Raw genomic sequence first — 23,555 nt, 5'->3', positions numbered from 1 at the left:
ACCTTCGAGATCGACCCGGACCGGGCCTTCTCGCGGCAGCATTGGCGCACCGCGGCGATCTGCGTGTCGGTATCGCGGCCCAGACCCGCGAACAGGCAGTGGAGATTGCGCGGCGGCTGCGAACCCTCACCGATCGCGCTGCACTGATGTGGAAAGTGAAACCGCCGAAACCCGACAGCAGGCAGACGCCAGCGGTGTCAGGGCAGAAGGTGCGGTGGCCCGGTGCGTGGCGGCAGGCGCGTCGCAATGCGTGCCGACACACGAGTAAAGCTGCGTGTGATTCAGCGACCACTTCTCTGGCTGGAGTTCGGACCTACGCGGCCGAAGCAGGGTTGGTCAGTGGCCGTCCCGGAGTGCAGCGGACCAGTTCTGATTCATTTCGTCCACATCGACTCCGTCCACATCGACTGGATCTGACAGTCCTTCACCTCGCCGAGCACCGAAGCATGTGCACCGGGTGCTGGTCCGGACGCTGTGTCCTTCACCTCGTCGTGGGCGCGGCCGACTGGGATGGGCGCTACCCCTGCCCGCCTCAGAGACCACGACTGTCGATCTGTCTGAGGGACGGGTGGTGGGGGCTATCGCATCGGGTGCGCTGATAGTCGTGGTCCCCGTGGGCGCGGCCCGGGGGGACCACACGAGGACTGCGAGGGGGCGCCGCTCGTCGTCCGGCAGTGCGTTGGCTCACCACTTTTTCGCTGCCTGGTAGCGCCACTTGCCCACCTGTTCACCGTCGGCGGTGACAGAGTTTGCGGGGACGAGTGCGTCGCCGTGTTCTTCGCGGTAGGCGGCGATTTCGGTGAGCATCCGTCGCCGCTTACCCTCGGCCGGCGGCACGTCAGGTAGCGGCGCGCTGTCCTCGGTCCACACGAAGCCGATCGCATCGAGTTGCGCAATGCGTTGCGGCGGCAGGGTGCCGAGCATGCGGGCCACTCGCTGGCGGTCCTGTCATCGTCCCAGTCGGAAGCCGCATTCGGTAACGTAGTCGGCGGGCATCACGAGTGCGGGGTGACGGCGGCGAAACTCGGCGTAGAGCTGCAGAGGTGAGGCCGCCGACCGGTGTGCTCGCATCGAGATCACATCCCTGGGAAAGCCGTCCCGTGTTGCCCGGTAGTCGTGAAGTCAAAGTATGTCCACCTCTGTGACGATCTGTCACGGAAGTCGACGCGTCTTGGATGGCACCTTGTGCACAGGTCGTGACAACTGGTGGAACCCAGAAGCTGATCGGCAGCGCGAAGGATCATTCCGCGCACGCGCACCGGCCCGCCGGGATCGGTGGCTGCCCCCGGTGCAGGGAAGCGCCCGCCCCGTTCTGGCGTTGGCCTGATCACTCCAGCCTGTGCCCGCGGCGATCTCGGTGCGCCGTCGCCGTCGCCGGTCATGTCGTAGGCACGGGGTCGAGCCGGGAATCGTGCGGATCGGGTCACAGGTTCCAGAGTCGAAGCAGCGCGGCCCGCAGGCTGGCGGAGACGATGCGGTGGTCGGTGCGCAGCCGGGGGCCCGGGTGCCCGAGGTCGGCGAGCAGTACTTCCGCGTCGGTCACCGCGATCGGCTCCAGGTCGATCCGGGTACGCAGGTGGTGTGCCACCGCTGTGCGGGTGTGGGGGATCGCGATCGGGTCGGAGTCCACGACCGCGGGCGGGTAGAGCCATTCGTTGTCGGCTGTGACCTGGAGCAGGACGTCGCCACGCTGGAGCCGGCCGCGGCCGCGGCCGGCGGGGGTGTCGATGCGGAACCATTCGAGCTGGTATTTCGCCGCCGGACCCGCGGACGTACTGTGGAGGCTGGTGTGGGCTGCGCGCTCGTGTTGTTCCGCGGCGCCGGGCTGGTAGTGGGTGATGTGCCACAGGAACATCCGAGTTACCGGGGTGGGGAGGAAGTCGGGTTCGGCGCGGTTGCGGCCGCCGATCCCGGGCAGGGGTACGGCCCGGCCGATCTGCCAGATGGCGGTGGCGTTGTCGAGGAACAGCTGGTCGACCTCGGTGATCTCGTCGATACCGTTGATGAATGTCCGGACGGCGGCCACGATCTCGGGATCATCGGTGATGACCACGGCCTCATCCGAGATCGTGGAGCTGTGGGAGGCGCCTGCGGAGCCGATGACAGCCCACCTACCGGTGGCGATCACGCCTGTGTGCAGGTTAGGCGACGACAGCACCCGCACCCCGGCGGCCACGTAGTGCGCGAGCGCGGCCGGGGAGGTGGCGTGGGCGCGCACCGCGGCCCGCGAGGCGTTCACGACGAGGACGTCTCCGGCGCGCAGCGGCAGCAGGGTGGGGGCGTCCTGGCCGAGGTAGGCGATCGCGGCGTGCCGAGGTCCGCGCGTGCGGATGGCGCGGGTGATGTGCGGCCAAGGGCTCGGCCCGTGGAAGGTGGTCCCCATACCCGGAAAGAGTAGCGGGATGATCACGGTTAGCGTCTTTGCAGCAGTGTCGGCGGCCTTCCTCCCTCACAAGGTCCGAGGCTCCCGTAGTTCTTCGGCGGAGACGGGGCGCGGCGCGGGTCGGGATCTCGGAATTCGCTCGAGGAGTGACATAGAGCGTGTGGGACTGGGCTGTAGATGATGCCGACGTTTGAGCTCGTATACGTTCGACGTGATCACCCGGGTGTCGCCCGTCGCGCCTCTGCATGTCCCCAGCGCCTTGATGCACAAGTCGAGGCGTTTCGTAGCCGGCCGCTCGACGCCGGCCCATACATGTTCGTCGCCGCCGACGCCCCCGCCCTCGAGGTTCACGAGAACGGGCGGGTGGTCAACATGCACACCCTGGTCGCGGTCGGCGTCAACGCCGAGGGCTACCGGGAGATACTCGGTGTGGATGTGACCTCGTCCGAGGACGGTGCCGGCTGGCTGGCGTTCTTCCGCCCGCTCGTGGCACGCGGCCTGTCCGGGGTCGGGTTGGTGACCTCCGACGCCCACGCCGGGCAGGTGGCGGCGATCGGCGCGACCCTGCCCGGTGCCTCGTGGCAGAGGTGCCGAACGCATGCTCGACGAACCTCATGGCGGTGACCGGAGAAGGCGTCGTGGCCGTGGGGGTACCGCCCGCTTGCGGGGGGAGGGTGAAGACACTGCTGCATTCGGTCTACGACCAACTCGACGCCGATTCCGTTCATGCTCAACATGATCGGATCATCAACGCACTGCCGAGAAGCTGCCGAAGGTTGCCGACCACCTCGATGCCGCGCGATCGGACCTGTTGGCGTTCACCGCATTTCCCATGCAGATCTGGAAACAGATCTGGAGCAACAATCCACAGGAGCGTCTCAATAAGGAAATCCGCCGKAGAACCGATGTGGTCGGGACCTTCCCCGGCCGCACCGCGTTGATCCGCCTCGTCGGAGCCGTCCTCGCCGAGCAACACGATGAGTGGATCGAGGGGCTCCGCTATCTCGGTCTCGACGTGCTCGCCCGTTCTCGTGGCGACAACACCACGACCGAACCTGACCAGGAGGTGACACCCGCGGAGCTAACCGCATACCCCCCACGAGGAGTCACGCGATGAACTCGTACACCACGCCTCGGGACTCGACCCGATTCAGCGTGATCCCGCTTGTGTGGAGCGTCCCGATGCGTAGCTGTACCGATCCGCCTCCGGCGGGCGATACACAGCGCAGGAGGTGGTTGCCGTGGATCTTTACTTCTGGTCTCCGTTCTGGCCTGCGGTGCCCAACTTCCTTGCGTGGTGAAACGCCCTTCTTTTCACCAACCGGAGGTGATGACGGTGATTCCGATCCCGCCGTATGGGTTAGACCGATCGGCAAATAGGACTGCTCTCAATAGCATCGCGGGGGCTTCGGCAGCCTCTGCCAGACGCGCGACCAGCAACGGATCCGTCCGGCTACGCGCAGCTCGACGCCTGACAGGGGGTGGACCATGTTTCGAACCGCTTCGATGCCCCGCAGCATGACTACTCTCGCCGGGATCGCACTCGCGGCACTGCTGCTCGCGGCTCCGCCGGCGAGCGCAGCCCCGACCGACACGGTCCTGCCGATCCCCTTCGCGGGACTGACCAATGGACCGACTGGATTCACCAACCCGCCGTCCAGTACGTTCATCTCTGTCCTAACTGACCCAGACGAGCCGGGAATCACTCGATTCCGCTGCGGCGCATACCCCTACTGCGATCTAGTCGTCCACTGGCGGAACCTATCGACCGGCGCGAGTGGCGCTGCGGACCTCTTGTACGGACCTTCTCGGGGGGTCGCCCAGACTGGATCCGGGACGGTGGTTGCTGCCTTCACAGCGGGCGGTATGCCCGGTTACCTGGGCACGCCCACCACGCTGCTACCGGGCGCCGGCGTTTGGCCAGTTCCTTAACCTGGATCCGCTGCTCGAGCGATCTGGACCAGGCATCCGCGGCGATCATTGCCGCTCCATTGACCGGATTCTGAGAATGGGCGTGTCTCACAACGTGTGGAGTCGGGCAGTTTTCTGCATCAAACATGCGTGCACATCTGCGCGTAATAAAGCGTGCGAACTTGCGTGTATCGACTAGGATGGGTTGCAGTGGCGGCCGGCAACACGCGCGGCGGCCAAGGCCAGTGGGGCAAAGGAGTGGGCATGGCGCAGGCCGGAAAACGTGGAGGCCACTCGTCGCGACCGAGTGAGAGAGGCCGAACCTCGAAGCTGCACAACGATGCCCGTGTGTCGGGAGGTAGCCCCGAGGTGGAGCCGTCCATTGCAGGTTTGACGTCGAAGCTCGAGTCCCGCAGGGGTCCGGTGAAGGTGCAGCTGAACACCTGGGTGCTGGCGTCGACGGAGGCCCGGCTGAAGTGGCTGGTGAAGAACCGACAGTTCACGGTCACCAGCGTCGTGGACGTGGCCCTGCAGGAGTTGCTGGACCGCTACGACGTATCGCCGGCCGATCCTGATGGTCGGATCGGGGAGCAGTAGAGCGATGAGCCGTCCGTGGGAGCAGATTGCCCTGTTCGACCTGCACCAGCCCTCCGCCCCGGATCCTGCTACCGACGATACCGACGAGATCGACGCGGAGGAGGCCGCTGTGGCGGAACCGCCGGCACCGACCGTTGCCGTGGAACCGCCGACTGCACCGGCACCCGAGCCGACACCACCGAGCCGGCCGGTGTGGGAGTCGCTGCCGGTGGGTGCGGAGGCGGATGAGCACGCGCTGATCGTGACCGCCGACGGAACGTACACGCCGTCGGGGCGGGAGTTGACCGGTCCGGTCGATTCGGTGGAGAAGCTGGACAAGCTGGTGCGCTGGGCCGCCCTGACGCCGTTGGGTTCGCCGCCGCAGGTGTGGATCGTGGGCCAGGGCGCGTGTGAATCGTTGGGGTGGGTGATCGACCCGGGCAGTGAGGACGACTTCGACGACATGGAGGCACTGCGCACCCGCGCCGCCGCCGACCTGACCGCGGTGCTGCAGGCGACGTTGACGCCGATGCTGAGCGCGGGGTGGGAGTTGCGGGGAGATCCGGGGCATGTGGTGCACCTGTCCCGCAGCATCGGCAAGTTCACCTCGATGGTCGATGTGGTGATTGAGCCGTACGTGTGGACGTACTGGAACAAGGACTTCGGCTGGAACAACCGGGTCGGGGAGATGGGGATCCTCGGCTCACCGACGGCCGGCACGTATCTCCCGGACGATGACCTGCCGGCGGCGCGGGAGTTGGGTCGCCGGTTGGCCTGGTCCGCGAAACACCTCGGCGTGCTTCCGGGGCCGACCCCGGCGCGGACCGGTGCGGCGATCGTCGACAAGATCAAGCGTGAACGCACCCGGTCGGGCAATGGTCTGGTGGTGGCGACGGCGGGCCCGGTGCCGCCGCTGGACGGGGCCCCGCGCGGGGACCTCGAACCCGCGGTGGGGTGGACACGCGTCCCGGAGGCCGATGAACTCGACAACGTCCACCGGTTGGTGTCCATCGACCAGCGGGCCGCCTATCTGGCGTCGGCGGGGATGCTGGAATTCGGGTACGGGCAGCCCGCCCATTTGACCGGCGGGGCGGCGGCCGCTGCGGCGGTGGGGGAGAAGGGGGCCCCGTTCGGGTTGTGGCGGGTCACCCTCCCGGCGGCGCAGACGTTGTCGCTGCCGGAGAGGCTGCCGCCCCCGCACCCGCACATGCTCGCCGATCAGCCGGTGCAGACCTGGGTCACTACGGTCAGCCTGGACGGGTTGTGCGCACCGGTGGCGGATGGGGGGATCGGCGCCGACATCGATGATCTGGATGTCACCGAGGCCTGGGTGTATCCGCAGCAGGGCCGGGTGCTGGACAAGTGGGCGAAGATTTTGCGGGAGGCGCGGAAGGTGTCGGTGGACACCGAGGATGCGGCGACGAAACGATTCCTCGGGTCCTGCTACAAGGGGTATATCGGGCGGATGGTGAACCCGGACATGTGGACCGCGACCCGGATGGCCCATCACCACCAACCTTTGTGGCGGGCGGCGATCATCGCGCATTGCCGGTGGCGGGGCCGGCGGGTGGCGATGCGGATCGGCCGCGAGCGGGGTCGTTGGCCGATCCGGACGGTCACCGATTCCTGGGTGTATCTCCTCGCCGAGGGGGAGGATATCGCCGATCCGAGTGCGGCGTTGGGGAAGATGTCGGTGGAGAAGGACACCCCCCTCACCGACCCACTGCTGGCCGCGTTGGTGTCGGCTCAGGATGTGCACGAGGTGAATCTGGCGATCCGGGCGGCGTTCGCCGACGAGGAGTTCGCCTTCGACGAGGGGGAGGGGGTGCTCTGATGGCCCTGCACTTGCCGAAGCCGCGCACCACGAAACCGGCGCAGCAGGCGGTCGGTCTGGACGGCCTCAAGGTGTCCGTCGCCAACGCCGCGACCAGCGGTGTCGAGAAATCCAAGCAGGTCAAGAGCGGGGGTTTGGCCGGGCTGACCAGCAAGGTCTCGGTCACGCAGCTGCGGAAGGAGCTCGGCAACGAGGGTTTGCGGCAGGCGGCGATCGATGCCGGCCGCACACCCCCATCCGCGCGCACACTGCGCCGGTGGGCGCAACAGGGCCGCATCCCGCACCCGGACATCCTCGAGCGTGCCCAGCGCCGTGCGGCGATCGAACGATTGGGTGGCGTCGATGCGGTGGCCGCGAAGATCGGCCGGTCTCGCTCCGCCGTCTCTCGGTATCGGTCGGGGGAGACGAACGAGTTGCGGGCCGATGCCAGCAAGAAACTCAAAACCGTGAAGGCGCAGGACATCATGAAACGGGCCGGGGTGTTGCGGCCCGACGGAACCCCGAAACGGGCAGTCATCCGGGTCAGGGGCGGTGTCATGGTCCGCAACGGCGCCGACGAGGGCTACGACTACCGGGTCCGCACCCTGGACTTCGCGAACTCCGACACACCCTTCACCAGTGACGAGTCCCGCGAACTCGCCGCCGCGCTGGCCAACGACGATCACGCCCGGGTCGTCGCCTTGCTGGAGCGGCACGCCACCCTCGATTACCCGGAGAACAAGGGCTTCGACAAATACAGCGACCAGTTCGGGTTCCACTTCGACCACATCGATTCCGTCCACATCGACTGGATCTGACCACCGGACGGACCCAATCGCCAGCGGAGAAGTCGTTTCCGCAGGTCAGGTTACGGAAGGCGCTGCTATTGCGGCTAGCGTTTCCTGTGTTCCGCGCAATACGCGCGAACGGCAATATCAGTGCGGCACCGCTGTCCGGTTCAGCGATTCACGCTGCGATAGGCGACGCGCAGCCCTCGCGGGCTATTCGGATGAGGTGGTCAGCAGGGTCGGGGGTCAGTCGTTGAGGGCCGGCGCTGCTGCAGAGCGTCTACTCGACAGTTCGCATTTGTCGTGATCCACTGGCACTTTGCGGGCTGGGGTCACGCCTGGTGTTGCGCAAGCAAGTGAACCAGCTTTTGCCCGAGGGTAGTCTTCATGGCGACACAGACCCTCCGAGGCGTGATTGGCGGCCGCGGATTGCCTAACCTTGAGCAGTGACCAACGGCCAGACGGAATTCACAGGCGGGCAGAATGTTTCCGCCCTGTTCGGCGATAAGGATCAGGGTTCGGGCCATCGATACGACTGGGCGTTGTTCGCTGATTGGTGCGCAGCGTTCCAGGCATCTGCATTGCCCGCAGATCCTCTCGCTCTTGCGAGCTTCCTCGACGAAAATCCTGTACGTGGGCGAGGGTAGACCTCGGCTAGCCTCCGCACGGATTGCGCGGCGCACTTCATGTCCGAGACTGCCTTCCAGAGTCGGACAGAGAATTGGGAAGCCGACATGCCGAAATGCAGAAATATCTCGGCGTTTGGTGCCCCACCGTATGGGATCCACATCTGGGCGAAGCCGACAATTTCCTCGGTTTCCCGCGGGACACGACGACGAGTTCTCTCAGCTGTGACGGCCTGGAGCCTTCGGCGGCGCGCTTGCTTGTACGCGCGAATCTGAGTCGCGAGCGCGGGACCTCTGTCTGTTGGACGCCCATTATCGCCGTTGGATTGATGTAGGGGAGGGATGGTGGTCATCAGTCGTCCTCATGAATGGGATCCGAGAAGTGAACCGCTCACCGGTGTACACGATGCACAAGCGCGGACTGCGAGAGTAGGGACAGCGGGGTGCGCACCAAATTCCTGGCGAACGGCGTGACCGTTTGCCGGCCGTTCATCGACACCTGCGGGCCTGACGAAGCGATCCATCGTCCGTCGGAGCTGTTCGGCCTCGAGTGGCCGTCGTCTATTCCTACCACCGGTCGATGCAGAATGCATTTAGCATTGACTGGGTGACTTGAGGCACTTACGCTTCTATCTGTCCGGGCTGTCTCAGTCCGCTGGCACTTCAAAACCCCACGTCATGGGTTATGCACAAGGAGCTTTGCATGACAGCGATAACCAACTCAGAGTCCGGGCACGTCGGGCGCAGGGTCGATCCCTCGAAGCGCCGGAAGGCAATCGTCGGCGCCTATCAGGGGTTACTGGTCGACTTCATCGACATATACCTCCCCGTGATCGCCCTGGTTCCCGCGATCATCTACTTTCAGCCGGCCGACTTGTCACCGGCGATGAAGTCGACGATCTACTTCGTGACGTTCGCGGCCACACTCCTCGGCCGCCCGATCGGCGCACTCCTTTTCGGTTCGATGGCCGACCGAATCGGACGTCGTCGGATCACGATGATCTCGGTCGCGGGCTTCTCGGTGTGCACTCTCCTGATCGCTTTTCTGCCGGGGTACCAGACAGTGGGCATGTGGTCGATCGTTCTGTTGGTGGGGCTCCGGTTCATCGATGGCATTTTTCTCGGTGGTGAGTACACCGCGGCCGTTCCGCTTGCCTACGAATATTGCGACCGCGAGAAGCGAGGCCTGGTGGGAGGGATTTTGGCCGGTGCCTATTGCGCAGCGTTCGTGATCATTTCGCTCGTCACACTCGTGATGCTGAGGGTTGCACCTGCTGGTGGGCTGGACTCTCCGTACRTGCAGTGGGGCTGGAGAATCGCGTTCTTGTTCGGTGCTGCATGCGGATTCGCGTTCCTGGTGTACCGGAGGAAGCATCTTCCCGAGTCGGACCTTTGGGAAGAGTCCGCCAAGGCTAAGTCACCGCTACGGCAGGTGATGTTCGGGTCGGAGAAGCGCTCGTTTTGGCAGGTGTTCGTGCTGATGACAGGACTGTGGCTGACGTCGTCGATGGTGGCCTCCGTGGTGCCCGACAAGCTGAAGAACTTTCACAAGATCGATGCGACGACGGTGACGTGGGCGCTGCTGGTCACGAATGTTGTGTTGTACGCAGGATTCGTGGCGGCAGGCGTGACGAGCCAGCGGGTCGGTCGACGCAAGTTTCTCACCGTGATGGGGTTCGTTATCGCCGTTGTCGGAAGTGCGGCGTACTACATCTTCATGTCGGACTTGATCGAAGGAACGCTCGGTATCATCGCTGCTTCCATCGTGGTTCAGGTTGTGATCAGTTCGGTGTTCGGTGTTGCGACCGTGTATGTCAACGAGCGGTTCGGTACCAGTGTTCGCTCGTCGGGTTTCGCGATGGGATACAGTCTTTCCCTGTTGATTCCGAGTTTTTACAGCTTCTATCTGTTGGGGTTGGCTACATTCCTGCCCGAAACGGTGACGGCGATTCCGCTGATTGTCGTCGGAGGGGCTCTCATTGTCATCGGGGCGCTGTGGGGTCCGGAGACGAAGGATCTCGAGTTTCGGCCGACGGGTCGGGTCGAGTACGCAGCTGAGTGAGCGGCATCGGCTCTGTTGCGGCATTTGTCGGCAGGGCCTCAATTTCCAAGCACAGAATGCATCCTGCATTATAGGAGGTGAGATGGCACTCGATACGGCGACGCAGAAGTTGCTCGCGACAATCGCAGCTCTCGGAGAGAAGCCACTGCACTGCATGACCCTCGACGAGGCACGTGCGTTTCCGACCCGCCTGGCCCGTGGAAAGGGCACCTTGCCTGCTGATCGGCGGCAAATGTCGTCGGTATCCGACCACATGATCGTGGTGCCGGGCGGCGGCGTGCGTGTGCGAATGCTGGTTCCGCGCGGGGTGGTTCGCGCCGTGGTGGTGTACTACCACGGCGGCGGCTGGGTGCTCGGAGGAATTGAACAGTCGGAGCTTCTCGGCCGCTTCCTGGCGGATACGACCGGTTGTGTTGTCGCGCTCGTCGACTACCGGCTTGCTCCCGAGCACCGCTTCCCGACCGCGGTAAACGATGCGTGGGCGGCGCTACTGTGGGTGCACGAGCACATCGAACAGTTCGCGGGATCGTCTGTGCCCCTGATAGTGGGTGGCGACAGCGCCGGCGGGACCCTCGCTGCCGTCGTCACACATCGTGCCCGGAACGCAGGATTCCCACGCATAGCTCTTCAAATATTGGTCTACCCTGCAACCGATTCCGACTTCGACCGGGATTCGTACCTGAAGAGCGAGAACCAACTTCTCGTCACCCGCGAAACCCTGATGTGGTTCTGGAATAACTACGACCCAACCCAATCGGCCCGGTCCGACACCGAGGCCGTCCCCCTGCATGAGCCGAATCTCGCCGAGCTTCCACCCGCGATCGTGGTCACCGCCGAACACGATCCGCTCCGCGACGAGGCGATCGAGTATGCCGACCGACTGAGGAGGGCAGGTGTGCCGGTGGTATCTCGACATTTCGAGGACCAGATGCACGGCTTCTTCACCCTTTTCGGGGCTCTCCCCGCCAGCAGGATCGCGCTCGAATTCGTTGCAGACGAAATAGCTCACTTCCTCACCACTACCGCGAAAGAGATCTCCCGATGACTCTCCTCGACACTTCGACGTCACCCACGAACCATTACGCCCCGAAAGCGTTCGATGCAGTGATTGTGGGTGCCGGGTTCTCCGGCATGTACATGCTGCATCGGCTGCGTGGAATGGGCTTGACTGTGCGCGTGTACGAACGCGGTGCGGACGTGGGCGGCACCTGGTATTGGAACCGGTACCCGGGCGCGCGGTGCGACATCGAGAGCGTCGACTATTCCTACTCTTTCTCGACCGAGTTGGAGCAGGAGTGGCGGTGGTCCGAGCGCTTCGCAACTCAGCCGGAGATCCTTCGATACGCCAACCACGTCGCGGACCGATTTGGTTTGCGTACCGATGTCGAATTCGACACGCAGGTGCTGTCGGCCGTCTTCGACGAACACGACGAAACATGGAGGATCACCACCGATTCCGAGGAGGAAGTGACGGCGACATATTTTGTTCTCGCGACAGGATGCCTGTCGGTCGGGAACGTCCCGGCAATCCCCGGGATCGACGCCTTCTCGGGGCCGACGTACCACACCGGGGCCTGGCCGCACGGCGGGGTCGATTTCACCGGGCAGCATGTGGCGGTCATCGGCACGGGATCGTCCGGTATTCAGTCCATCCCTCTCATAGCGGAACAGGCCTCCCGAACCACTGTCTTTCAGCGAACTCCGAACTTCAGCCTCCCGGCGCGCAACCGACTGCTCGACGACGACTTCGTGCGCGACGTGAAGGCGAACTACCCAGATCGCCGACGTGTCGCCCGCTACAACTCCGGCGGGGTATTCCGGATCGACAACACAGAGAACGCGATCGACGTCCCCGGGGATCGTCGACGCGCGCGGTACGAACTACTGTGGGAGGAGGGCGGTCTGAACTTCGCCAACGCCTACTCGGACTTGAAGACGAACCTCGAGTCGAACGAGACAGCAGCAGATTTCATCCGCGAGAAGATCCGTGCGATCGTGTCGGACTCGGCCGTCGCTGCGGCCCTGACGCCCACAAGCTACCCTTTCGCGACGAAGCGGCCGTGTGTGGACACCGGGTATTACGCAACGTTCAACCGCGATGACGTCGAACTCGTGGACATTCGAACCGATCCCATCGACACCATCACCGAGCGTGGGGTGCGTACCGCCACCACTGAGTTCGAGGTCGATGCGATCGTCTTCGCCACCGGTTTCGACGCGATGACCGGAGCGATCAACAACATCGGCGTCGTCGGGCGAGGTGGTGAGGTCTTGCGTCAGACGTGGGCGGCGGGCCCGCGAAGCTACCTCGGTGTCGCGTGCGCGGGGTTCCCGAACATGTTCACCATCGCGACCGCCGGTAGTCCGTCGGTCATGAGCAACATGATGACGTCGATCGAGCAGCACGTGGAGTGGATATCCGACCTGGTCGAGCGCTCGATTGCGGACGGTGTGGGAATGATCGAGCCCACCCGAGAGGCTCAGGACGGCTGGGTCGACCATCTGCGCGAACTTGCAGACGACACCCTGTTCCCCATGGCGGCGTCGTGGTACATGGGCGCGAACATTCCGGGCAAACCGCGCGTCTTTCTGCCGTACGTGGGMGGCGTCGGTACCTACCGCGAATTGTGCGACTCGGTGGCTACCGAGGGGTACCGCGGGTTCAGCCGTGTGAGGCAGTCCGTTGCGCACTGAACGAGCGACTGGCCGGACCCCGGTCGTAGCAGCGTCAAGGGTTTGCCGGGGAGTTGGAGCTGGGTGCACCCAGGATGTACCCGTGGGCTTCGGGCCCCAGCGTCGTCTCCCGGATCGTGGTGGCCATTTCACGCACCCGTCGTCCGGCCAGGTCCGCGTCACGCTTCTGGACGGCGGCGAAGACTTCGGTGAATCCGTCGAGCCAGAGCTGCCACAGGTTGCTCGTCGCGGTCAGTCCCATGAAGCGCCGGCCCCGGCCGAAGACGAGATTCCACACGCCCGACAGTTCGGCGTTTCCGGCGCGGGCGATGGTGAGTTCGAAGAACTGGGCGACCGCCTTCGCGGTGCTGGCGGGTTCGCCGTCAGCAATTGCGCGGCGCATCTCGGCCACGTTCGCTTCGAGTTGTACGACGTCTTCGTCGGTGAACTGGGGGACCGCACGTTCGACGGCGCCGCCGAAGAGGATGAATTGAATGTCGATCGTGGCGACGGCCTGTTCGAGGGTCATCTCCGCAACTCGCCGCCATCGGTTGGGCGAGACCTCGACGAGTCCTTCTCTGGCGAGTTCTGCGATCGCCTCCCGTACCGGGGTGATGCTCACGCCCAGGCGGGTGGCCAGTTCGGCGTCTTTGAGTATCTCCCCGGGGGCGAGTACGCCACCGACGATTTCGGCTCGCAGCTGGTCGAGGACTGCGGCGGCACGTGTCGGGGGTGGGGCGAAAGACATAGCCCGATGCTACAGACCGCAGGATGCATTCTGTCCGGGCAGGTCGATGCATTTCGGAACATTCTTCGGAGCCACGCATGACCTACAGAAGTGAATACGAACTCAGCACCACCGACCCCATCGCATTCTGGTCGGGAGCTGCCCGTGCGATCGAGTGGGCCCGCCCGCCCGCAGTGACACTCGACGACCGCACCGCTCCGCTCTATCGCTGGTTCCCGGACGGTGTGCTCAACACCTGTTTCAACGCTCTCGATCGGCACGTGCGTGCTGGGTATGGCCCACGAGATGCCCTGATCTACGACTCGCCGGTCACCGGATCGAAGAGGTCGTTCACCTATGCAGAGCTGACGACCCTGACCGCGAAGTTTGCGGGAGTCCTTCGGCACCTGGGTGTGGGCCAGGGCGATCGCGTTCTGCTGTACATGCCGATGATCCCTGAGACTGTCGTGGCGATGCTGGCTTGCGCGCGTATCGGTGCAGTGCACTCGGTCGTCTTCGGCGGATTCGCCGCCCCCGAGCTTGCGGCGCGGATCGACGACGCGGAACCACATGTGATCGTGACGGCGTCGTGCGGCATCGAGCCCAATCGGATTGTCGAATACAAGCCACTGCTCGATGCCGCCCTCGACCTGGCCGGGCACGCGCCTGCACGGAGTGTGGTGGTGCAGCGCCCGCTGTGCGAGGCGCGGATGAGTGATCGTGACGTCGACTACACCGAGTTGATGAACTCGCAGATCGAGCCTGCGGCGTGTGTCCCCGTCGCAGCGACCGATCCGTTGTACATCCTCTACACGTCGGGCACCACGGGAAAACCCAAGGGCGTCGTCCGCGACAACGGGGGCCATGCCGTCGCCCTCGCCTGGTCGATGGCGAATGTGTACGACATCGGGCCCGGAGATGTGATGCTCACGGCGAGTGACGTCGGGTGGATAGTCGGACACTCCTACATTGTGTATGGGCCCTTGCTGGTCGGTGCGACAACGATTCTGTACGAGGGGAAACCGGTTGGAACACCGGACGCGGGGGCGTTCTGGCGGGTCGTCGAGGAACATCGCGTCCGGGCTGTGTTCACCGCCCCCACCGCGATCAGGGCACTGAAGCGGACCGACCCGAGCGGTGAGTATTTTCAGAGGTACGACACCTCCAGCCTGAATAACCTGTTCCTCGCTGGCGAACGGCTCGATCCCGACACGTACAACTGGGCGACAACAATATTCGATGTCGACGTGACCGACCATTGGTGGCAGACCGAGACCGGGTGGCCGATCGCTGCCAATCCTCGCGGGCTCGAGTCCCTCCCGAGCAAACCCGGGTCGGCCGCTGTGCCGCTACCCGGCTATGCAGTGCACATACTCGATGACAGCGGTGACAGGCTCGGTGCTGACCACGAGGGAGCGATCTGCTTGCGTTTGCCGTTGCCCCCGGGAACGCTGACCGGCATTTGGGGTGACGAGGCCCGATACATCGATGGCTACCTCAACCGGTTTCCGGGCTACTACCTCACCGGCGACGGGGGTTACCTCGATCGCGACGGTTACCTGTTCGTGCTCGGCCGCACCGACGACGTGATGAACGTTGCCGGTCATCGACTCTCCTCGGGGCAGATCGAAGCCGCGATCGCCTCCCATCCGGCAGTTGCCGAATGCGCCGTCATCGGCGAGCGCGATCCGCTCAAAGGACAAGTGCCACGGGCGTTGGTGGTGACGAAGGTCGGCCACGACACCACCGGGCTGTCGGAGGAAATTTTGCACCTTGTCCGCACCAGGGTGGGTGCGATCGCGTCGCTGTCACGGGTCGATGTGGTCGGCGGCCTGCCGAAAACACGGTCCGGAAAAATCCTGCGCCGCACACTGCGGCAACTCGTCGATGGGGAGTCGGCCTCCATTCCGTCGACCATCGAAGATGCCGGCGTCCTCGACGAACTCGGCACGATCCTCGCCGACCGATCTCCACACGAATCCGCATGCCCTGACCAAGGAGTAGTACGACCGTGACCTCAACCGTTGCCATCGACAATCAGCTTCTTCCTTCCGTCCGCAACTTTCTGGGCCAGCCGAAAAGGCTACTGATCGGAGGGGACTGGGTAGATCCCGCCGCCGGAGAAACGTTCCCCACTGTCGACCCCGCGACTGGCGGTGTGCTGTGTCAGGTACCTCGTGGACGTGCGATCGACATCGACCGCGCCGTGCACGCGGCACGAGTGGCATTCGAGACCGGACCGTGGACGACGATGCGCCCGAACGAGCGCGAACGTCTGCTGTGGCGCATTGCCGACGCAATCACCGCCCGTGCCGACGAGTTCGCCCAGATCGAATCCCTCGATAACGGCAAACCGGCCTCGATCGCCAAGGTCTCGGACGTCGCTCGCACCGCGGATCTGTTCCGCTATTACGCGGGATGGGCCACGAAACTCGAGGGCAGCACCGTCAATGTGTCGATGACCAGAGTCCCGGATGGCGAGTTCCACGCATACACGCTGCGCGAGGCGATCGGTGTCTGCGGACAGATCATTCCCTGGAATTTCCCCATGCTGATGGCCGCGTTCAAACTGGCGCCTGCCCTCGCCGCCGGTAATACCGTAGTGCTCAAGCCTGCTGAGCAGACCCCCCTGACGGCGCTGCTGCTCGGGGAGGTGTTCCTCGACGCCGGTCTGCCACCCGGCGTGGTCAACATCATCACCGGGTTCGGTGATGCGGGTGCGGCACTGGCCGCCCACGACGATGTCGACAAGATTGCCTTCACAGGTTCTACCGAGGTTGGAAGGAAGATCGTCGACGCGGCCAAGGGCAACCTGAAAAAGGTCTCCCTCGAACTCGGCGGCAAGAGTCCCAATATTGTGTTCGCGGACGCTGATCTCGACAAAGCGGTGCCCGGATCGGTCAACGCGTGGCTCAGCAACCAGGGCCAGGCATGTGTCGCCGGCACCCGGCTGTTCGTCGAGGACTCCATTTTCGACGAGTTCACCCGAGCGGTTGCCGAGCACGTCGCGAGGACGAAGATCGGGCCTGGGCTCGACCCGGACACACAGATGGGCCCGCTCGTCTCGCAGGAACAGTTGGACCGGGTCACGGGGTACATCGACCAGGGAATCGCGGATGGCGCCCGCGTCCTCACCGGTGGGAAGCGTTGGGGCACCGAAGGGTACTTCGTCGAACCCACAGTCCTCGTCGACGTGCATCCCGACTTCAGCGTGGTGCGTGAGGAAATCTTCGGCCCGGTCGTCGCAGCTATGCCCTTCTCTGCGGCCGATGGCGTGGACGAAGTCATTGCACACGCCAACGACACGATCTACGGGCTCGCGGCGGGTGTCTGGACGACCGATCTATCCAACGCGCATCGTGTCGCCAAGCGCATCAAGGCTGGATCGGTCTGGGTCAACCAATACAACGCCAGCGACCTGGCGCTGCCCTTCGGGGGCTACAAGCAGTCAGGTTGGGGCCGGGAGCTGGGAGCAGACGGCATAGCCCTCTACACCCAGGTCAAGGCCGTCAACATCGCATTGTGAACCGAATCGAGACGACGAGATGAAGACCAAAGCAGCCGTCCTCACGGCATTGAACACACCATTCGAGATCATGGAACTCGACCTGGACGGGCCACGAGAGGGTGAGGTGCTCATCCGATACGAGGCATCGGGAATGTGCCACTCGGATCTGCACCTGACCGACGGCACCATCGGCACCCGATTTCCGATCGTTCCCGGACACGAAGGTGCCGGCGTGGTCGAGGACATCGGACCAGGAGTCACACGGGTGCGTCCCGGGGACCACGTCGTGTGCAGCTTCACCCCGAGTTGCGGCCGTTGTCGCTACTGCGCGACCGGGCACCAGAATCTCTGCGATTCCGGGGCACGCGCAACCGAGGGCTGTATGCCCGATGGCACCTTCCGCCTCCACCGCTCGGGAACGGACGTCGGCGCGATGTGCGCCCTGGGCACCTTCGCCGAATACGGAGTAGTACGCGAGAACTCCGTCGTCAAGATCGATGAGTACCTCCCACTCGACAGTGCCGTGCTCGTCAGCTGCGGTGTACCGACCGGATGGGGAGCGGCGGTCTACGCCGGGAACGTCCGCCCGGGCGACACCGTCGTTGTGTATGGAGCCGGCGGAATCGGCATCAACGCCGTCCAAGGCGCCGCCCTCACTGGTGCCAAGAACATCGTCGTGGTCGATCCGGTGTCGTTCAAACGGAACACCGCACTCAAGCTCGGCGCTACTCACGTCTTCGAAGCTGCCGACCAGGCACACGCCGCGGTCATCGACATGACCTGGGGGCAGGGAGCAGATCAGGCATTGGTCGCCGTCGGTGTGGTGGACGAGGACACGGTTGCGCATGCCTTCGACGCGATCGGCAAGGGAGGCAMGGTCGTCCTCGTCGGCCTGTCGGGTCGCGAGGACCTCAACGTCAAGATTCCCGGCGCCATGATGGTGGTCCTGGAGAAGACCATCAAGGGCACCATGTTCGGTTCGGCCAATCCCCAGTACGACATCCCCCGCCTACTGGGCCTCTACCAGTCCGGCGACCTCAAGCTGGACGAGCTCATCACCACGCGTTACACCCTCGAGCAGATCAATCAGGGATATCACGACCTGCTGGAAGGGAAGAACATTCGAGGAATTGTCCTGCCTCACGGGTCATGACTGCACTGGTTTCACGGAACGAGGAACACATGGAAGATCAACACATACCGGACAGCAGCCTCGAGGTTCGACTCGCCTCACGCCCGGCGGGGTGGCCGCTGCCGGAGAACTTCGACATCGTCGAAACGCCGATCGTGCAGCCGTCCGACGGCCAGATCCTGGTCCGCAACCAGATCATGAGCGTCGACCCCTACATGCGGGGTCGGATGAACGACACGAAGTCCTACGTACCCCCATACGAGATCGGGCGGGCACTCGACGGTGCCGTCGTCGGAGAAGTCGTCGCCAGCCGCGCGCAGGGGATCCCCGTAGGCACGACAGTCCAGCACCGGTTGGGTTGGCGCGAGTACGCCGTGCTCGACCACGCTGCGGCTACGATCATCCGCGACACCGAGGTACCGATCAGCACCCACCTCGGGGTGCTGGGAATGACGGGATTGAGTGCCTACGTCGGGCTCTTCGACAAGGCGTCGTTCACGCCGCGAGACACCGTGTTCGTCTCAGGTGCGGCAGGTGCCGTCGGCTCACTGGTTGGTCAGATGGCGAAGTTGCGTGGCGCTCCGCGGGTCATCGGCAGCGCCGGCTCAGCGGAAAAGGTTCGCTACCTCATCGACGACCTCGGATTCGACGCAGCATTCAACTACAAGGACGGGTCGGTGCTCGAGCAACTGCGAGACGCTGCACCGCATGGCATCGATGTCTATTTCGACAACGTGGGCGCAGAACACCTCGAAGCCGCGATCGCGGTCCTCAACGTCGGTGGACGCATCGCGGCATGCGGAGCCGTCGCTCAGTACAACTCCGAGGGGCCGGTAACGGGACCGAGCAACCTGTTCCAGGTGGTCACCAAGCGCCTCATCATGCGGGGATTCATCGTCAGTGACAGCCTCGACCGCCGTCCCGACTTCCACCGCGAGGTCGGCAAGTGGGTCCGGGAAGGGCGACTGCGCTACGACGAGACCGTTGTCCACGGCATCACGAACGCACCTGTCGCCTTCCTGGACATGCTGCGCGGCAGGAACACCGGGAAGATGCTCGTCACTCTCGACAACAAGAACGGAACCGAAAATGGTTGAGGACACTGTCTCCTACGAGTCGGTCGACAACATCGCAATCATCACGATCAATCGGCCGGGCAAGAAGAACGCCGTGAACAGCGTGGCCGCGGTCGGGCTGGAGGACGCGTGGCTGCGTTTCGACCGGAGTGAGGACCGCGTCGCTGTCCTGACCGGTTCGGAGGGCAACTTCACGGTCGGCGTCGATGTCACCGACCCGCCGACCACATCGGCGTGGGCGCCGCACCTGGGTCCGTCAACGAACAAGCCGATCATCGCGGCGATCGATGGTTGGTGTGTCGGCGCAGGAATGATCTTGCTTCAGCAGGCCGATCTGAGTGTGGCAACGACGAACGCGAAGTTCAGGTATCCCGAAGCGCGACTGGGTCTGTCCCGCGGTCTGGCCGCTGGGTTGGCCACGAAGATCCCGCACAAGCTGGCGATGGAGATTCTCCTTCTCGGGCATGTACTCGGACCCGACACCCTGTTTCGGGCAGGGTTGGTAAACAAGGTCGTCGGCCCGGGTGAGGTCCTCGACGTTGCACTGGGGTGGGCAGGGGAGATCGCAGCAGCAGATGCGGACGCGGTGCGGTTCATCAAGGAGGGAGTTCTCGCCACGGTGCCGAGAGGAGCCGGCGAACACGGGGAGCATGCTCGGTGGCTGGCCGCGCAGTTGCCCGGCAACCAACGGTTGATGGGCGGCGGACTGTCGCTCGCCGAGCTGAAGGGACTGTGAGCGATGGCAATCCATGACCCCGCCCATGCGGCGTCGCAGCAGCTACCGTTGACCGGCTTGAAAGTCTTGGACCTGTCGCATTTCCTCGCGGGACCATACGCGACGATGCTGCTCGGCGACCTCGGTGCCGAGATCATCAAAATCGAGCCCCCGACAGGCGATCCCGTTCGGGGCATCCCTCCTCACGAGATCGACGGCGCCAGCACCTTCTTCTTCAGCGTCAACCGCAACAAGCAGAGCGTCGTCCTCGATTTGAAAGCACCGGAGGGCAGAGAAGCGTTTCTCGGTCTCGTCGAATCGGCGGACGTCGTATGTCACAACTTCCGGCCGGGCGTCCTCGAACGACTCGGTATCGACTTCACATCGCTGCACGCCCGAAACCCGGCCATTGTGTTGTGTTCGATCTACGGATTCGACAACGAGGGGCGGTTCGCGGACTACCCAGCGGTGGACAGCTTGGTACAAGCACTCAGCGGGGTCATGGCCCTGACCGGCGAGGCCGACGGCCCGCCGGCGCGGGTCGGATATCAAATCGGCGACACCGCCGGAGGTCTGTTCGCGGCCGTCGCGATCCTCGCCGGAGTCCACGGACGACGCATCGATGGGCAGGGCCGCCACGTCGAGATCTCCCTGCTCGATGCCCAACTGAGCCTGCTCGTGTGGCAAGCGCAGGACTACCTCACCCACGACATCGTCTACGAAAGAATGGGGACCCGGCACGCGACCTTGCCGCCGAGCCAGGCATTCGAGTGCGGCGACGGCCGCTACGTATACGCCACCCCCAGCGCCATCCCACGATGGTGGACCGGCTATTGCCGAGCGATCGGGGAACCGTGGCTCGAAACAGACCCACGATTCGCGGATCTCGCTTCCCGCCAGACAAACAGGAAACAACTCGAGGAGATTCTCGGTAAGAAGTTCCTCTCCGAAACGTCCGAGCATTGGGTGACTGAATTCCACAGTCAGGGTGTGCCGGTCGCGCTGGTGCAGTCGATCGCAGAAGCCTTCGACTTCCCAACTGTGAGGCGGCGGGACATGGTTRTCGAGGTCGACCTCGCCGATGGATCCACCGCCAGAATGGTCGGCAACCCCATCAAGACAGGTGCCGCGGGCATCTTCCGGGCACCCCCTCGTCTCGGGGAGCACACCGCTGACGTACTCGGTGCCACCACGTCCACAACTGAAGAGGCAATCGGATGACACACATCGATCACACTGACCTCGTCCACTATGAACGAGCGGGCAAGGTCGTGACCATCACGCTCAATCGGCCCGAAGTACGCAACGCACAGAACGGAAAACTCCTCTACGCACTGGATGAGGCATTCCAGCGATTCGCCTATGACGACGAGGCCGCCGTCGCGATCCTGGCCGGCAACGGACCGCACTTTTCCTCCGGCCACGACCTCGGACCGACCGGCGACCGTGATACGAGTTTCGACAGGCGCACCCTGTGGTGGGATCACGTCGGACAGGCAGGAGTAGAGAATCGATTCGCACGGGAGTCGGAACTGTATGTGGGACTGTGCCGTCGCTGGCGAGAACTGCCCAAGCCGACGATCGCTGCCGTTCAAGGCGCTTGCATCATGGGCGGGCTGATGGTGGCGTGGTCGTGCGACTTGATCGTCGCCAGCAGCGACGCGTATTTCGCCGACGCTGCCGTCGACTTCGGAATTCCCGGTGTGGAGATGTTCGGACATCCGTGGGAGCTCGGTCCCCGGCGGGCGAAGGAATTTCTCTTCACCGCCGAGCGATTGACCGCGGTCGAGGCCCACAAACTCGGTATGGTCAGTCGTGTCGTCGAACGAGACGACTTGATGGATACCGCTATGACCTTGGCGCACCGGATTGCGCAGCGACCCCGCCTCGGCCTCGCGCTCGCGAAGCAAGCGGTCAACCAGTGTGAAGACCTGATGGGCTACCGCAGCGGAACCGACTCGGTCTTCGGACTGCACCAACTCGCCCATGCGCACAATGCCGAGACCAGCGGAGATTTCAACGGTGGCGGCTCCCCCCAGATCGTCAAACGAGCTCTTGCGGGCGAGACCGCGGGGACCGCATCGTGACGACAGGTACGCGGTACATCCAGAATCGATCACATCACCGGAAGATTGCACTCATGACAGGACGACCTACGCCGTGACCACCTTGCACCAGATCGCGGTGATACCGGGTGACGGTATCGGCCGCGAAGTCATCGAGCCGGCAATGGAAGTACTCGAGCAAGCAGCTCGGCAGTGGGACTTCAGCTTGGCTTGGACCACATACCCGTGGAGCTGCGCGTACTACACCGAGCACGGGCACATGATGCCCGGTGACGGGCTCGATCGACTTGCCGAAAGCGACGCCATCTTCCTGGGCGCCGTCGGCGATCCCTCCGTCGCCGACGACGTCTCGCTGTGGGGACTGCTCATCCCGATCCGGCGAGCGTTCGATCAATACGTGAACTTGCGGCCCCTGCGCCTGCTCCGAGGTATCGACAGTCCCCTCGAGAGCCTCGGCGGTGCCGTCGACCTCCTTGTCGTGCGCGAGAACAGCGAGGGGGAGTACTCCGAAGCCGGCGGTCGACTCTTCGCCGGCACGTCGATGGAAACCGCGATCCAGGAATCGGTGTTTACCCGCCGCGGCATCGAACGCATCATGCGCTATGCGTTCGATCGAGCCGAGGAGAGAACGGGGCGGCTCGTTTCGGCGACGAAATCGAACGGCATCATTCACACGATGCCGCTGTGGGATCAGATCTGTGGCGAAATTGGTTCCGAGCGCCCTCGCATCACGGTCGACAGCTACCACATCGACGCCCTCGCCGCGTACTTCGTGCAGCGGCCTGAGACACTCGATGTTGTGGTCGCGTCCAATCTTTTCGGCGATATCCTGAGCGATTTGGGAGCGGCGATCGTCGGAGGAATCGGCTTGGCCCCCTCCGCGAACGTGAACCCCGACCGCACGTACCCCTCGATGTTCGAACCAGTGCACGGTTCCGCGCCTGACATCGCGAATCTCGGTGTAGCGAATCCCATCGGCCAAATTTGGACCGGAGCATTGATGCTCGAACACCTCGGGCATCCTGAAGCCGGTGCCGCCGTGGTAGCGGCGCTCGAGGATGTTCTTGCGGACAGCGATATCCGTACGCAGGACCTTGGCGGATCGGCCAGCACTGCTGAGTTCACAAGAGCCGTGCTGGATGCATTGCGGAGCAAGCGGCCGGCGTTTGTGAACCACGCCGACGAGGCCGGCCCATTCGCCTAGGGAATGCACGAACCGCTGTTCATTGCATTGCAGCGCAGGATGTCTCATGTGGTCCCGCCCCGGCACCGCCGTGCGTCGCACGTGGTAGCGGAGGTCGGTGCTGTGACAAGGGAGATTGACAAACACTCGAGGTCGAGGTGATCGACCTCGAGTGTTTACCCAATGGACGATGGCGCGCAGATGGGCGGCAGTATGCGGACAGCATCCTCTTGGTAGCGCCGAAGTGTCACGAACTCTGCTGCAGTAGTGAGGGGGTGGAAATTTGTTCGCGGAGGATGTCTCCATGACCTGCGTG

At 64.0% G+C, this 23,555-nt stretch carries 16 protein-coding genes and 3 pseudogenes; 16 read left to right on the top strand and 3 right to left on the bottom strand.

Going from position 1 to position 23,555, the window contains the following annotated elements; translation table 11 throughout:
- Positions 1-26: 26 nt before the first annotated feature.
- Positions 27-224 (top strand): annotated as a pseudogene (locus tag AC1DWT_RS28520) (AAA family ATPase); the annotation flags it as partial.
- A 354-nt stretch (positions 225-578) separates the two neighbouring features.
- Here the strand turns inward: AC1DWT_RS28520 and AC1DWT_RS28515 are convergent.
- Positions 579-1,071: pseudogene (locus tag AC1DWT_RS28515) on the bottom strand (helicase associated domain-containing protein).
- Between the two features lie 352 nt (positions 1,072-1,423).
- A complete protein-coding gene (locus AC1DWT_RS28510; protein ID WP_072941971.1) occupies positions 1,424-2,383 on the bottom strand; it encodes a phospholipase D-like domain-containing protein in 960 nt (319 codons plus the stop codon).
- A 234-nt stretch (positions 2,384-2,617) separates the two neighbouring features.
- Between AC1DWT_RS28510 and AC1DWT_RS28505 the strand changes: the two are divergent.
- The 7 genes and pseudogenes from AC1DWT_RS28505 to AC1DWT_RS28475 all read left to right on the top strand — a co-directional run.
- Positions 2,618-3,500, top strand: a pseudogene (locus AC1DWT_RS28505) (IS256 family transposase); the annotation flags it as partial.
- A gap of 1,142 nt (positions 3,501-4,642) precedes the next feature.
- Complete coding sequence (locus AC1DWT_RS28500) at positions 4,643-4,891, top strand: hypothetical protein (RefSeq protein ID WP_241031568.1); 249 nt, start codon at positions 4,643-4,645, stop codon at positions 4,889-4,891.
- A gap of 4 nt (positions 4,892-4,895) precedes the next feature.
- Entirely contained in the window at positions 4,896-6,704 is a 1,809-nt protein-coding gene (locus tag AC1DWT_RS28495) for a hypothetical protein (protein ID WP_477923223.1), read from the top strand.
- Entirely contained in the window at positions 6,704-7,501 is a 798-nt protein-coding gene (locus tag AC1DWT_RS28490; protein ID WP_206015464.1) for a hypothetical protein, read from the top strand. The genes AC1DWT_RS28495 and AC1DWT_RS28490 overlap by 1 nt, the downstream gene beginning before the upstream one ends.
- 1,281 nt (positions 7,502-8,782) lie before the next feature.
- On the top strand, positions 8,783-10,159 hold the full coding sequence (locus AC1DWT_RS28485; protein WP_477923221.1) for an MFS transporter: 1,377 nt from the start codon (positions 8,783-8,785) through the stop codon (positions 10,157-10,159).
- Positions 10,160-10,241: 82 nt separating this feature from the next.
- Positions 10,242-11,204 carry an alpha/beta hydrolase gene (locus tag AC1DWT_RS28480; protein ID WP_206015465.1) on the top strand — a complete coding sequence of 321 codons (963 nt, stop codon included), beginning with the start codon at positions 10,242-10,244 and terminating at the stop codon, positions 11,202-11,204.
- Positions 11,201-12,853, top strand: a complete 1,653-nt coding sequence (locus tag AC1DWT_RS28475; RefSeq protein ID WP_206015466.1) for a flavin-containing monooxygenase — start codon at positions 11,201-11,203, stop codon at positions 12,851-12,853. Before AC1DWT_RS28480 ends, AC1DWT_RS28475 begins: the two co-directional genes overlap by 4 nt.
- Before the next feature lie 34 nt (positions 12,854-12,887).
- Here the strand turns inward: AC1DWT_RS28475 and AC1DWT_RS28470 are convergent, their stop codons facing one another.
- Entirely contained in the window at positions 12,888-13,580 is a 693-nt protein-coding gene (locus AC1DWT_RS28470) for a GntR family transcriptional regulator (RefSeq protein ID WP_072948661.1), read from the bottom strand.
- Positions 13,581-13,657: 77 nt separating this feature from the next.
- Between AC1DWT_RS28470 and AC1DWT_RS28465 the strand changes: the two genes are divergently transcribed.
- The 8 genes from AC1DWT_RS28465 to AC1DWT_RS28430 all read left to right on the top strand — a co-directional run bounded on the left by AC1DWT_RS28465 (position 13,658) and on the right by AC1DWT_RS28430 (position 23,260).
- On the top strand, positions 13,658-15,574 hold the full coding sequence (locus tag AC1DWT_RS28465; RefSeq protein ID WP_206015467.1) for an AMP-binding protein: 1,917 nt from the start codon (positions 13,658-13,660) through the stop codon (positions 15,572-15,574).
- A 14-nt stretch (positions 15,575-15,588) separates the two neighbouring features.
- Positions 15,589-17,085: an aldehyde dehydrogenase family protein gene (locus AC1DWT_RS28460; protein ID WP_241031708.1), complete on the top strand. Its 1,497-nt coding sequence runs from the start codon at positions 15,589-15,591 to the stop codon at positions 17,083-17,085.
- A 19-nt stretch (positions 17,086-17,104) separates the two neighbouring features.
- Positions 17,105-18,220, top strand: a complete 1,116-nt coding sequence (locus tag AC1DWT_RS28455) for an NDMA-dependent alcohol dehydrogenase (RefSeq protein WP_477923220.1) — start codon at positions 17,105-17,107, stop codon at positions 18,218-18,220.
- Between the two features lie 29 nt (positions 18,221-18,249).
- Positions 18,250-19,296 (top strand): NADP-dependent oxidoreductase, encoded by a 1,047-nt coding sequence (locus tag AC1DWT_RS28450; RefSeq protein WP_072948669.1) that lies wholly within the window; start codon positions 18,250-18,252, stop codon positions 19,294-19,296.
- Positions 19,289-20,011: an enoyl-CoA hydratase/isomerase family protein gene (locus tag AC1DWT_RS28445; RefSeq protein ID WP_206015468.1), complete on the top strand. Its 723-nt coding sequence runs from the start codon at positions 19,289-19,291 to the stop codon at positions 20,009-20,011. The genes AC1DWT_RS28450 and AC1DWT_RS28445 overlap by 8 nt, the downstream gene beginning before the upstream one ends.
- 3 nt (positions 20,012-20,014) lie before the next feature.
- On the top strand, positions 20,015-21,211 hold the full coding sequence (locus AC1DWT_RS28440) for a CaiB/BaiF CoA transferase family protein (RefSeq protein WP_477923219.1): 1,197 nt from the start codon (positions 20,015-20,017) through the stop codon (positions 21,209-21,211).
- On the top strand, positions 21,208-22,077 hold the full coding sequence (locus AC1DWT_RS28435; protein WP_206015470.1) for an enoyl-CoA hydratase: 870 nt from the start codon (positions 21,208-21,210) through the stop codon (positions 22,075-22,077). Before AC1DWT_RS28440 ends, AC1DWT_RS28435 begins: the two co-directional genes overlap by 4 nt.
- Positions 22,078-22,150: 73 nt before the next feature.
- Positions 22,151-23,260, top strand: a complete 1,110-nt coding sequence (locus AC1DWT_RS28430) for a tartrate dehydrogenase (protein WP_241031569.1) — start codon at positions 22,151-22,153, stop codon at positions 23,258-23,260.
- Positions 23,261-23,555: the final 295 nt, after the last annotated feature.

This window comes from Rhodococcus sp. P4_B6, from assembly GCF_056402215.1.
This window is presented reverse-complemented; position numbering and strand designations above follow the sequence as displayed.